The 13,476-nt window shown below is 35.6% G+C and carries 12 protein-coding genes; 10 read left to right on the forward strand and 2 right to left on the reverse strand.

Annotated elements, in window-relative coordinates; translation table 11 throughout:
* Positions 1 to 3: 3 nt before the first annotated feature.
* From KDN24_RS03620 to KDN24_RS03640, 5 genes are all read left to right on the forward strand, one after another.
* Positions 4 to 969, forward strand: a complete 966-nt coding sequence (locus tag KDN24_RS03620; RefSeq protein WP_409975332.1) for an agmatinase family protein — start codon at positions 4 to 6, stop codon at positions 967 to 969.
* A gap of 85 nt (positions 970 to 1,054) precedes the next feature.
* The gene (locus tag KDN24_RS03625; RefSeq protein ID WP_491348461.1) at positions 1,055 to 2,350 is read left to right on the forward strand and encodes a YjiH family protein; all 1,296 of its coding nucleotides are present in this window, start codon (positions 1,055 to 1,057) and stop codon (positions 2,348 to 2,350) included.
* Positions 2,351 to 2,572: 222 nt separating this feature from the next.
* Positions 2,573 to 2,761, forward strand: a complete 189-nt coding sequence (locus KDN24_RS03630; RefSeq protein ID WP_409975333.1) for a hypothetical protein — start codon at positions 2,573 to 2,575, stop codon at positions 2,759 to 2,761.
* Positions 2,762 to 2,922: 161 nt separating this feature from the next.
* Positions 2,923 to 4,665, forward strand: a complete 1,743-nt coding sequence (locus tag KDN24_RS03635; RefSeq protein WP_409975334.1) for a hypothetical protein — start codon at positions 2,923 to 2,925, stop codon at positions 4,663 to 4,665.
* 23 nt (positions 4,666 to 4,688) lie between these two features.
* On the forward strand, positions 4,689 to 4,961 hold the full coding sequence (locus KDN24_RS03640) for a hypothetical protein (RefSeq protein WP_409975335.1): 273 nt from the start codon (positions 4,689 to 4,691) through the stop codon (positions 4,959 to 4,961).
* Between the two features lie 82 nt (positions 4,962 to 5,043).
* Here the strand turns inward: KDN24_RS03640 and KDN24_RS03645 are convergent, their stop codons facing one another.
* Together KDN24_RS03645 and KDN24_RS03650 are read right to left on the reverse strand one after the other, a co-directional pair.
* Entirely contained in the window at positions 5,044 to 6,261 is a 1,218-nt protein-coding gene (locus KDN24_RS03645; protein ID WP_409975336.1) for a CapA family protein, read from the reverse strand.
* 14 nt (positions 6,262 to 6,275) lie between these two features.
* Complete coding sequence (locus KDN24_RS03650) at positions 6,276 to 7,028, reverse strand: M15 family metallopeptidase (RefSeq protein ID WP_409975337.1); 753 nt, start codon at positions 7,026 to 7,028, stop codon at positions 6,276 to 6,278.
* Between the two features lie 485 nt (positions 7,029 to 7,513).
* On the opposite strand from KDN24_RS03650, the gene KDN24_RS03655 reads away from it, so the two are divergent.
* The 5 genes from KDN24_RS03655 to KDN24_RS03675 all read left to right on the forward strand — a co-directional run bounded on the left by KDN24_RS03655 (position 7,514) and on the right by KDN24_RS03675 (position 13,209).
* Positions 7,514 to 8,170 (forward strand): response regulator transcription factor, encoded by a 657-nt coding sequence (locus KDN24_RS03655; RefSeq protein ID WP_409975338.1) that lies wholly within the window; start codon positions 7,514 to 7,516, stop codon positions 8,168 to 8,170.
* 7 nt (positions 8,171 to 8,177) lie between these two features.
* Positions 8,178 to 9,602: a sensor histidine kinase gene (locus KDN24_RS03660; protein ID WP_409975339.1), complete on the forward strand. Its 1,425-nt coding sequence runs from the start codon at positions 8,178 to 8,180 to the stop codon at positions 9,600 to 9,602.
* 19 nt (positions 9,603 to 9,621) lie between these two features.
* On the forward strand, positions 9,622 to 10,380 hold the full coding sequence (locus KDN24_RS03665) for a hypothetical protein (protein ID WP_409975340.1): 759 nt from the start codon (positions 9,622 to 9,624) through the stop codon (positions 10,378 to 10,380).
* Positions 10,381 to 10,619: 239 nt separating this feature from the next.
* The gene (locus KDN24_RS03670; protein ID WP_491348310.1) at positions 10,620 to 11,105 is read left to right on the forward strand and encodes a hypothetical protein; all 486 of its coding nucleotides are present in this window, start codon (positions 10,620 to 10,622) and stop codon (positions 11,103 to 11,105) included.
* A 400-nt stretch (positions 11,106 to 11,505) separates the two neighbouring features.
* The gene (locus KDN24_RS03675; protein WP_409975342.1) at positions 11,506 to 13,209 is read left to right on the forward strand and encodes a methyl-accepting chemotaxis protein; all 1,704 of its coding nucleotides are present in this window, start codon (positions 11,506 to 11,508) and stop codon (positions 13,207 to 13,209) included.
* The last annotated feature ends 267 nt before the right edge of the window (positions 13,210 to 13,476 follow it).

The raw sequence follows: 13,476 nt of genomic DNA on the forward strand, positions 1-13,476 counted from the left end.
ATCATGAGGGGAAATTGGCTGCAAAAACCAGAATGGTCTTGGAATCAAGTAGAAGGGGAGCCTACTTATGTTCATCAATGGGTACGTCCCCTCCACGAAATGAAAGAGCAACCGGAGCTTATCCTTTACGGAGCTCCAATTTCACGCTCATCGATTAGTGTTTCTGGTGCTTCCTTATACCCTTCTGAATTTCGAAGGATGTGGAAGGGATATGCAACCTATAATTTGGACGAAGAGGTCGATTTAACGACGTTTAAAGTAGCGGATGCAGGGGATATTGCCATGCACACAACAGATATTCTGTTATCCCATAAGCGGATTGAAGAGACAACAGCTGCATTAGTAACAAGTTATCCACAAGTATTGACTTGTATGATTGGTGGAGATCATTCCATAACTGCTTGTTCTATCCGAGGAATTAAATCAGTCTATCAAGCTGAAACGATAGGAATCTTACAGCTTGATACACATCTCGATGTAAGAGACCCTGCTGAATTAGGTCCAGCGAACGGGACGCCAATTCGGCAATTAATTGATGGTGGCATTGTTAAAGGGGAACATGTCATCAATATCGGGCTACATGGCTATTTTAATGCAAAGCCGTTAATTGATTATGCCAGAGGCCACAATATCCAAATGGTAACGTTAAAGGAAGCGCGTAAGCAAGGGGTTGTAAAGACGATTCAAGAAGCACTCAATCAGTTAGCTCCGACAGTTGATCGTATTTACGTGACAGTTGATATGGATGTCCTCGATATTTCTGTTGCACCAGGGGTTCCAGCATCCACTCCTGGAGGAATGACGGCTCTGGAATTATTCGATTCATTACTTGAGATTGGCAAGCATCAAGCTGTGAAGCATATTGACTTTGTTTGTTTAGATCCAAGCAAGGATTCCAATGTTGCCGAAACCGTTAAGACTGGTGTTTATGCATGGCTACAATTTATTACTGGGAAATCTATAAAATAAAATACGAACAATAAAGGGATTGGGAAGGAGATTTAATATGAATACGAATCAAGAGGTGAATAAGCAACATCAAGAAATCACGACAATGACATACGAATCTCCTGCAATGTGGAAGTTTTTTATTTATAGTTTTATTGGTGCCTTCATGTTTTTCGTTCCAGTAACGATTGGTGAGAAGAATTCGATTATGCTTGATCATATCGTCTCTTATATCCAAACACATGCTGCATCTGCCTTACCTTATTATGGCTTGCTCGTTATTGCAGCAGGCTCCATATATCCATTTTTATCTGGGACATGGAAAAAGTCGACGGTAAATATAATCTTTTCTTTTTTTAAAGTAATTGGTTTAATAGTTGGAATCATGCTTGTCTTTCATTTTGGACCAGCATGGCTCTTCGCTCCAGATATGGGCCCATTTCTATTTAATAAACTTGTCGTTCCTGTCGGATTACTCGTTCCGATCGGTGCTGTTTTCCTAGCGTTACTCGTTAGTTATGGTCTTCTTGAATTTATTGGTGTATTAATGCAGCCAGTTATGAGACCGATGTGGAGAACGCCGGGGCGCTCTGCCATTGATGCAGTCGCTTCGTTTGTTGGCAGCTATTCATTAGGATTATTAATTACGAATCGGATTTATAAGGAAGGAAAGTATACAGCAAAAGAAGCAGCCATTATTGCCACTGGCTTCTCAACTGTTTCCGCAACCTTCATGGTCATTGTTGCAAAAACTTTGGGCTTGATGGAAATGTGGAATAGTTATTTTTGGGTGACATTAGTTGTTACATTTTTAGTCACTTCGGTCACAGTAAGAATTTGGCCGCTTTCTAAAATGAAGGATGAATATTATGAAGGATCAACCCCACAGCCAGAAGTGAAAGTTAGTGGAAACCGCCTTGCCATTGCGTGGGATGAGGCTAAATCGACAGTTGCCACTTCTCCAACATTACTTAATAATATTAAGCTAAATTTAAAAGATGGCTTGTTAATGGCGATCGCGATTCTCCCATCCATTTTATCGATCGGTTTATTAGGACTAGTTCTAGCTGAGTTTACACCGCTGTTTGATTGGATCGGTTATATTTTTTATCCATTTACAGCACTTCTGCAATTACCAGAACCAATGCTCGTTGCAAAAGCAAGTGCACTTGGAATTGCCGAAATGTTTCTGCCTGCATTGCTCGTCACAGAATCTGTTTTAGTTGTTAAATTTGTGATAGCGGTCGTATCGGTATCGTCGATTATCTTTTTCTCTGCTGTTGTTCCATGTATTGTCTCAACGGAAATCCCAATTTCTATTCCAAAGCTTGTCGTTATTTGGATAGAGCGTGTGATATTAACGATTATTTTTGTCACACCGATTGCGTATTTAATTTTGTGATAGATAGGAAAGAGTCATTCAGAATGATGAACTGAACCCCAAAAGTTAGACCTGAAAAATCTAATTTTTGGGTTTTTTTTATGGCTAATATTCACTGACATTATTGTGGGTTATTTCTGTAGCAAAATCAAACATTGCTGCTTTGCTCCTATATTTTATTTAACAGCTGGCGGTTATTTTATAAGGGAAATTATGATGGTAAACTAAGAAGGTGTATTCTTTATGTTTTTATTGTTCATATTTGTGTTACTATTAGTTATTTTTCCGATGTTACAGAATTTTTCTGTAAAGCGTCCATTCACTCTTATTGTTGTTTTTCTCATTTCACTTATTTCGACAGTTAGTTTATGGTTTAATTATCAAGAAATCTTCGGGGAACAAGATGGAATTGCTATTTCAAAATCAAATTAGTTATTGGATAATTATTGACGGAACCCAATGGTCTTGGAGCTTATTTTTCGATCACTTTATTTACTCTTTAGTTGTTTCAATCCTTATCGCTTTACTTATTATCATTAGTTTTTTCACTTATAAACGAAGAAAGTCCAAGTAAAAGGAGTGGTCGTCGTAATATGACAATGACACAATTAAATGACTTAACTCTGAACTTAAAAGAGTATGTAACCAAAACGAATGAAGATCAGTTTAACCTATTTTTATTTATACAAGCTTTAGCATCAAAAGATTTCATTGCAGAAGATATTAATAAAATATATTTAGAAAAAGAAGTAGAGTATTATGAGGCTTCTCAAAGAGGGATACAATTTAAACATTCAGCCATCAGATATCCATACATGAGAATGCAAACGCTACGCAGATTAGCAGGAATTGTCTATTTTGAGCTTGAACAAAATGAATTTACAAAAACTTTGACTCTCATAAAAAAAGGTGTAAAACCTATATGGAATTACTTCAAGCTGGAATCTATCTTTACGATCCAATCGTATTTTACATTTCAGAAAAAAGGTTACTCCTATGATGAAGAATCCATTTTATTTGATATTGCAATGGCTAAATTCATTAGTTTTCACGCCCCAAACCTTGATTTGAGCATATCTGGATCCAATGTAATGAAAGAATTAATTCATTTAGGTGAATATAATCGTGTTGAAGATTATTTTCAATTCCAATTGCATCTTTATCATATTTGTATAGGTAATATCGCTGCTCCTCTTAGTTCACCTCTGGATTTGAAATCATTAATTGAAAAAATCTCTAATAAAAGACTGGCTCAAATGATTCAGGAGCTTAGAAAAGGGGCTAATGGTCACGAGGGCTATATAAAATATAGCCTAGATAATGATAAAAGATATAGAGCGATTATTGCTAAGTATTTTGACATCAATAAAGAACTTAAGAATGAGTGGAGTAAATCGATTAGTGTTAAAGAACAATTACGTATCGAACAATTAATTACGGATTTTTTAGAAGTAAAAGCGGGAAATGGAGTAATTTCCGAAGATGAGCTATTGGATTACTGTCATTCTCAAGATTTTTTATATCAAATTTTCGGGGAAATTGTAAATTTATCTCATAATCAAGGTGTTCAACTGACAGAACTTATGAAAGTAAATCAATTTACGAAGAAAACATGGGAATCCTTGTTATATATGTGTGTAAGTATATCTGAAAGTCTGAAATTGTCTGAACGTGAACAAATAATCTTATTTATTTTTGTTTTATATACTCAATATATCATTGAAGATTATTCACAGTTAGAGCAGGTCGTAACTGATGGTTCACATGAGGGAAATCTAGCAAAAGTGAATAAGTTGTCTAAAGAACTAGCAAAAATGAATAGAGAATACGAACAAGAAAAAGCTGCCTTCCTTGCGAAAGAAAGTAGTTATATTCAACAAATCAAAGATCTCGAAACACAAGTGAATTCCTATCAAAAGCAATTAACACAGAATGAAGATAATAACATGGTTCAAGAATTAGAGAGCGAAGTTGTCGGATTACGGAAGTACATATTTACAAGGGAAGAAGAGGTACCATCATCCATCCCTTTAGAGGAAATGATCAAGGTAATAGCCAAAAAGAAAATCATTATAATGGGTGGACATCAAAATTGGCAGCGTAAAGTGAATGAAGTATTGCCATTTGTTGAACTAGTTTATGTCGATTTAATCAATCGAGATTTCAAAATTATTTCTGGCTATGATTATGTATTCGTCAAGACGTCTGTCTTAAGCCATGGATTTTATTCTAAATTAATGAAAACACTTGGAAAAGAAAAACATAAACTCCGTTATTTAAGTGGCAAAGTGAATATTGAAAAGACAATTGAAGAGATTTATTCTGCCATAAAATAGAAACCTAAAAGGGGATAAAGAGAATGAACAATGAATACTGGCAAATGGTTGATGAAGGATTACATGGAGAATCACCATTAAAACTTATTTTGAAGGGCTGGGTAGAAGATTCTGTTGGTGTAGTCGCCGTAGTATATGCATCCACGAACCTTGAGAGTACTAAGGAAAAAATAAAACAACTTGCAGCAGATAATAAAGATGCCTATTATATGGTCTATAGTGTGCCGTTAGATACGGATTTAACTACAATTGTCCACTACCCTTCTATCGCTATATCAAAGGAAGATTTTGAGTAGAGCTGTCTGAATTAATATAAATATATTGAAATCGGAGAGGAAAATTTCCTCTCCACATTCCCGCTGGAATAAACCCCAATTTTTAGAACGGAGTTTTATCCATCTGGGAGACTGTTGCCTCTAGAGAGCGCTCCATTCGCTTTTTAAATTCTTCGGAAATATCACTATTGTTTAAATGAGTTTCTACAGGAAGAATACGGTATGTATATTTGGATTCTCCTGCTTCCTTATGGCGATATACCCAAGTTGGAATATATTCCACTTGCTGAATGGTTGTTTCATTCGTTTGGTTGTTCTTACGAATATCGAAATTGACGATGATTCCATCTTCTGTCAGCTCATTGTCTATGGTTTCTTTTCGTTGATTCGATATGAAATTACCCATGGAATAGATGACGAACGTTTTTTTGTCTTTAGCTTCGATCTGCTCTGACTTTTGAATGACATGGGGATGGCTTCCTAATACGATATCTACACCTTCATTTGCCATCAGCTGAGCAAATTCAATTTGCTTCGCATTGGGCTCTTCCTTATATTCATCGCCCCAATGCATAAAGGTGATGATAAGATCTGCGCCAAGTTTCTTCGCTTCCTTAATATCTTCAATGATCCTCTTTTTTTCCATGAGATTAATCATCGCGTTTAAATCATCAGCCGGATACTGATTCCCCAAACCATTCGTGCTTTCTGTATAAGAAAGAATGGCAATTCTAATTCCTTTAACTTCCTTCATTAAAACGTGTGAATCCGGCTTTTTATGATAGGTTCCTACTGTTTCTATCCCTTTCTTGTTCAATGTTTCAACTGTGCGCTTTAGTCCATTACTGCCTGTATCCAAGCTATGGTTGTTCGCTGTTGTTAGGACATCAAAGCCAGCATATTGAATGGCATCGATTACTTCATCTGGTGAATTAAAAATTGGATATCCCGTATAAGGGAGACTTGACCCAGCTGTAGTAGTTTCAAAGTTTGCGATAGCTAGATCGGCGGCGCTTATGATCGGCTTTATGTCCTCGAAAACAGATTTGAAATCATATGTTTTCGTTTGTGCTTCATAGGCACTTTCAAGCTGTGTAGCATGAAACATAATATCACCAGCGGCAGCAATTCGAATAGTTGTAAAGGTGTCGTCATCTGCTTTAGGATTCGCTGGATTCGATTTATTTAATTGATTACTAGTTATGGGTGACTGGACTTTGTCTTTGCCTATATAATAAAGACCGCCAAGCAGACCAATAATCATTATGAGCATGATAAATGTTCGGAGCTGTTTCCTAGACTTGCTTCTAGTTGCTCTCATGATCCATATCCTCCTTATTCGTTTAAATATTCTTCATAAGTTAATTCACTTTTGTAAACGTCGGTTGCCAATTGCACCCCGATATAGCGAATATGCCAAGGTTCATACATATAGCCCGTAATTTGCTCTTTCCCTTTTGGATAACGAATTATAAACCCATATTCATGTGCATGTTCCCGAAGCCACTTTCCTTCTTTCGTTTCTCCAAAACTCTCGACAAGCTCAAAGTTCACGCTTTCGCTCGTAACATCCATAGCAAGTCCTGTTTGATGTTCACTCTGGCCAGCTTTTGCACTATAACGATTAGCTGCCTCTTCACCATGCTTAGCAGAATAATTCTGAAAAAGCTGAGCTTGAGTTTGGTAAGAGCGATAACCTGAACGGGCATGTAAATAGATGTCTGCTTTTTTTGCTTCAGCAAACATTTCCTTTAAGGCAGCAGCAGCTACTTGTCTTAATTGATTGATCTCTGGATTCTCTAACACGGTTGGAACATCTACTTTCACCAAATCATCAGGTTCATATGTTTTATCTAAGCTCAGCTCTTTATTGACAAGGGCATATAAAGTTGGATCTTGATTATATTTATTTGCAATTCCTTTAGACTCCTTACTTGTTTGCGCTAACGAGTCAGTAGCCGTCTTACCTTGTGGTACAGTTTGACTATTATTTAAGGAATCAGCTTCTTCTGGAGAATTTGTACAAGCTGTTAGTCCGATAGTAAGTATGCTAGCTCCGAGTAAGCTAATCCATCTGTTAGTCCTCATTTCATTCACTCCTTTATCCCGCATCAACGGGCTGTAAGCCCCCCACTTCAAGAAGTTGTGGAAACAAAAAATTCTAAGTGGGGGATCTAACAGCCCCTAAATGCCCGATTAGTCCAACTAACAATCAGTGGGGGATGGGGCAGACTAAGAACGCGACGTCCTCCCAAATGCTTCTCATTTGGTCGTGCGATGTATCGCTGACGAAGCCTTCCTTGTCCTGTCGCAACGTCTGTTACTAGCACATCCTGTGCATCGGAAAACCCCCACTGATTGAAGTTTCACTATATACAAATTAGTTTAGATGTCCGATATATGAGAAGTTAGATGAAGTTGTAACGAAGTTGTAAAGGATGAATCTCCCCCTCTTAATAATTATGATTTTGTGATTGAAAAATATGACTTTTGCTATAATTGACATTGCAATATTTACAAATAGATGTTAGTAATAGGCATATATCGATGAAAAAGGAGGGGAACAATGCCCCTTGAATAAGCGAATATTAATCGTTGAAGACGATGTCAATATATCGAAAATAATTAAAATGAATTTAAATCTAGTGAACTACGATACTGTGGAGGTATTTGATGGTTTAGTAGCTTTGGAGCTTATCAATAAGGAGAAATTCGATTTAATTTTGCTGGATGTTATGATTCCGGGCTTGGACGGCTTCGCTTTAATGGAGCGAATCAAGAGCTATGACATTCCAGTTATTTTTCTAACAGCTAAAAATTCTGTATTTGATAAAGTGAACGGACTCAAACTTGGTGCTGAAGATTACATGGTCAAACCATTTGAAGCGATTGAACTTTTAGCACGGATTGAGACGGTACTTCGAAGATTCGGAAAGGGAGAGAAGCTCTTCCAAATTAATAATGTCAAGCTGTTTTTACATAAAAGAGCCGTTACATTAGATGGGGAAACTATCGAGCTAACACCGAAAGAATACGACTTGCTTCTTGTTTTATTGAAAAATAAAAACATTGCACTGTCACGTGAGCAGTTACTTGATCGGGTATGGGGAGATGCCTACTTTGGTGAAACAAGAACTGTAGATATGCATATAAAATCTTTGCGCAAAAAGCTGAATTTACATGATCATATAAAAACGATCTATAAAATTGGCTATCGGTTGGAGGATTAGTTTAAGGATGAAATTTTGGCAAAAGATTTATTTATACTCACTTCTAACGTTTGTACTGATTTTTAATCTGTCGTCCATATTAATTATTGAACGCAATCATAGTAAGATGCTCGATCAGGAAATCACGAGCACACTGAACGAGAATATGAATATTCAAACGAGTGTCAATGCGATTATGCCGATTATGCATATTTATGATTCTGATGATTACGATCGGACTGTATTAGAACAAATCGCCAATGAGTTCATCTTCCAAAATCATAATCAGAAAATTTACATCGAAATTAATGATGAAAATAACCTACCAATTTATAGAAGCAATGAAAATCTAACATTGCCTAAGTTGCGAAAAGAGTCTGAAGGTATAGAGACTGGAGAGATACGCTATATTTTACGGGATGTTGAAAACCAAACATTGCTTAGTACAACGAATTTAATTGAGGTCCAGAAAAAAACATATTTGTTTACATATACGAAGGATATTACACATCTCTATCAGGAAAGAGTAGAACAATATCAGTTCTTTCTTAAGATGGATCTTGCTGCTTGCTTAATATATATGTTAATCATGGTCTTTATTAGTAAAGGGCTGACAAGACCGATTGATAAATTAATTAAAACCGTGAAAGTGATTGCACGGGGTGATTTTACAGAGCGAGTATCGATTCATTCAAAAGATGAAGTTGGAATATTAGCTAATAACTTCAATGTGATGGCCGAAGTTGTGGAGAAAACGATTAATGAGTTGGAGTTGCGTAATAGTGAAAAGGAACGATTTATTCAGAATTTTACGCATGAGATCAAAACGCCATTAACTTCAATTATGGGCTACGCGAATTATTTACGTTTAACGAAATATGATGAGGAAACGTTTGTAGATGGTTTGAGCGTGATAAGCAGTGAAGCTAAACGGCTTGAATCGCTTTCTTTTAAGCTGATGGATTTGATTTTATTAAAAGAGGATCAATTTCAAATGAAGATTCATGATTTAAAAGAAATGGTAGAGGAAATATTGCCATTACTAATAATCAACGCACAAGAGAAACAAATTGCGATTAGGATGGAATGTCAAAGCTGTAGGCTTCAGTTTGAGAGCGATTTAATGAAATTGGTAATTATGAATTTAGTTGATAATGCCATTAAAGCATCACCAAAAAATAGTCTAATCGTGATTCGAACGTATTGTGAAGAGAATCGGGCTGTGCTAGAGGTGATTGATCAAGGAGTAGGAATTCCGAAAGAGCATTTTGATAAACTATTTGAACCATTCTATATGGTTGATAAGGCTCGGACAAGAAAACATAATGGTGCAGGACTCGGTTTATCTATTTGTCAGAGCGTAGCGAATTTACACCATGCTTCTATTGAGGTTGAAAGTAAGGAGAAACATGGAACGACGATCCGAGTTGTATTTAAACTTCAAGAAAGATAGTTATTTAGGGAGAGAGCTAATGAAGCAGATTATTCGAGTTGTACTAGTAGGCATTGTCATTTTACTGCTGGCAGGATGTTCAGGTTTCTATCACTCTATTCCTAAAGATACAGTAATGGTAAAGAAGCTGAAAGCTAAGCAGGAATTCAATGTAAAGAGTGACACCGTTCTTTCGGAGGAAGCTATCAAGACATTAAGCTTAAATGCTATTGGTAAGTATTATGATCATCATCTAAGCATGGATAACGTCGAAATCGAATTGAAGAACATTGATTATAATCAGCTGAAAACACTATTATCCAGTGCAATTAAAGATTTAAATTTAGAACAGGAGGAAGTGGATTCCTATCTATTGCAGCTGAATAAAGCTTCCAGCGGTCTATATTTTGTTAAAATTACGAATATATTTAATGAATTTGACATGTATACTGTTGCCATAAATCCATTGAATGGTGAAATTCTTGGTGCTGCCAAGAAAAAAATTTACACGAAATTAAAAATTAATGATTCTGAACGAATGACTGAAGACGAGCTAAAACAATTTGCTAAGCAATTTATCGAGAAGAAGGAAATGATAACTGTTCCTATTGATTCAAGCAGAATAGAAAAGCGAAGTCTTGAGGAGATGTTAAGTGAACTGCATTATGTGAGTGAGGATAGACAAGTTTATTGGCAAATGACCATCAATCAAAATACACAGGAAGTCCTTGATTTTTCTAAGGACCTAATGGCAGTTTTCGAGATCGCTGCAGGAAAAGATGAGTATAAAGAGCGCTAAGTGTGGATTTGAAATAAAGTTGTACTGTTTATAAAAAAGTCGTACCGTTTTGAAGAAAGTTTAACCGTTTATAAAAAAGTTTAACCGTTTATAAAAAAGTTTGAACAAAACCTCTATATTAAAATGTAATACGGGGATTCTATTTACTTGCTTATTTAACAATCGGGCCATATTGTTGAATATGAACTATAATTATCATAGCGGTACTTGTAGACGATTGATAAAGGAGAAAATCCATTATGTTTAGTTTTTTATATAAAGCAAAATTAAAAAAAGATGATTTAAAAGGTATAGCAAAATTAATGTATCAGGATGTATCAGATGATTCATGGGATAAAGAAAACCTTACTAAAAGAAATTTAGACTTCACTATTGAAAGCATTCGTTATGTTGATATCTATGTAAAAAGATTAATGAATACGGAGTTTGGTACTGAACTGTTAAATAAACATTTTGATAATTTAGTGAATCGTATAGGTGCGTATATTGGCGAGGTTATAAAAAATAATATTAATCAAGATTTTTATTGGTTTGAGTCTGATTCAGTACGTAATTATTCACCCAATCTTGAGTTTAATAATAACAACTCAAAGAGTGTTCTTTATTCCAAAAAGAAGGATATGGTGATATTACCTTTGAATGTGGTATCAGAATTTTTGAAAGGGAGTTCCCCCTACAGTAATCTTCTTTCTTACGTAGAAGAAACTATTAAGCAAAATACTTAAAAAAAATGTTACTCCACAAACGGCGCGATTGCTGAAGATCATAGGATTAAAATGATCAAACTTTTTTATTAAAAATGCATACTAATTCATAAGAGAAGAATCCATTTTGATTAATCTTTTTTCAAAACGGATTCTTTTTATTTGACCTAGAATGAGTTTTTGCGGAATACATTTGATTAAACTTTATTCCAAAGCTACACTAAGTCAAACGTTTTACTCCACCAAAAACTAGTTCTAAATAGATAAGAAAAGGTGTATAGTACCTATTATCCTACTTATTGCACCTTCATAATTGTTAATCTTTTGTAAAATGTGATGAATTTAACACTATATAGAGAGATAATCAATTATAATAAAGAGATGATTTATAGGACTTTAGTTATAGAAAAGGTGGTTTGACTTGAAAAAATCAATACTTTATCGATTGATTGTCATTGTTGCTGTTGTTATTCTTCTTAGTTTAGCGATCATTTCATTTGCAAATAATAGAATGACTTATTTAAAGGTTAAAGAATCTGCTGGAATGGAGCTTTATGGGTGTGCCAATATAACGACTGGACTATTATCAGTCGATGAAGTAAATCAGCTTAATTCACTTTCTCCAGCGAAGGCAGAAGAAGTTGGCAAGAAGATCGATTGGACAACAGAAATGAAGCCGATTTTCGAAAACCAATATATTATTTCTTCAGATGGAAAAGTTCTGGTTGCAGACACGAAATCACAGTCACAAGGTATTAAAGTAGGTGATCAAACACCTATTGAACTTGATAAAATAAAAGCTCTTTTAGATACAAAAGAACCGGTATTCTCTGAAATATATGAATACGCAGGCATGAAGCGTTTAACAGGTTATGCACCTATTTTTAAAAATCATGAAAGAAATGGTGAAATTATTGCCATCAGTGCGATTGATTTTAATGCAGAAATTATTACAGAAAGAACATGGAGCATGTCCTCCTCAACGATATTTGTTGGGATTGCCTCCCTATTAATTGCCGCTCTTATTATCATTCTTTTTGTAAGGAGAACAATCCTTCCATTAAGACGTTTGACAGAATATACGAAGCAAATATCACAGGGTGATTTAAGTATTGAAATGCAAACAATAAAAGCAACTGGGGAAGTTCATACATTAAATGAAAACTTCAATGCAATGGTGACAAACTTAAAAAGTGCGCTACAACAAACTTCAGCGACATCTAAGGAATTAGCGGCTTCGACGGAAGAGTTGTCTGTTGGTTCCTCAGAAATTACGAAAATTGTTGATGAAGTATCTAAAACATTTCAAGATATTGCAGAATCGGCAAATGATCAATCGAAAGAAGCGGAAAGTATTCAAAATGTGTTCCAAAAAATAACGGAACGAACGAATGAAATGACAGAAAGAATCCAAATTACGTCACAAGATTCGTTAGAGGTCTCATCATTTGCAATGAAGGGCAATACGATTATTGTAGAATCAATGGAGCAAATGGGTCATATTCAATCAAGTACAGAGGATATTGCACTGACCATGCGCGAATTAAAAGGGAAATCAAACAGTATTAATGATATATTGAACATCATTATGAATATTTCCAAACAGACTCATTTATTAGCCTTAAATGCATCAATTGAAAGTGCAAGAGCTGGTGAGCATGGAAAAGGCTTTGCGATTGTGGCGGAGGAAATTCGTAGTTTAGCAGAGGAAACATCGAGTAGCATCGAAAGCATTAAATCAATTATATATGAAATCGGAAGTAAAACAGAGGAAGCAGTCAACCTGACGGAAAAAGGAAACCGAATCGTCCATGAAGGAATCGAAAAAGTAAAAAATGCGGGCGACTCCTTTAATCAAATTAAAGAATCTACCAAGAAATTAAGCGAAGACGTAGTGACAGTTCTAAACGCTACCGTTAGCATTAAAGATGAAATTAAGGAAGCGAATCATCAAGTGACAAATATCGCCTCCATATCGAAGGATATTTCGAATCAAATGCAGAACGTTGCTGCCTCATCAGAAGAACAAGCTGCTTCCATGGAAGAAATATCAGCAGCAACACAAACACTTGTCAATATGGCAAATGATATGGAAAGCTTAGCGAATCAGTTTAAGCTTGACTAATTTTCTACCTAAAAGGCTATCTCGAACTGGGCAAAAATAACTGCCCAGTTTTTTTATTGGATAGCTTTAAACGTATAATGATAGGTTAACTTATAATGAATTACAGTCAAAAGAAAAAGGGATGGCAGTGGTCTCAAAGAGTGCAAATGAGACCCCAGGTTGCAGAAAAAGAGGTAGCAGTGGTCTCAAAGAGTGCAAATGAGACCATAGGTTGCAGAAAAAAGAGATAGCAGTGGTCTCAAAGAGTGCAAATGAGACCATAGGTGG

The sequence above is a fragment of the Cytobacillus sp. Bva_UNVM-123 genome, from assembly GCF_046351715.2.
Taxonomy (GTDB): Bacteria; Bacillota; Bacilli; order Bacillales; family Cytobacillaceae; genus Cytobacillus.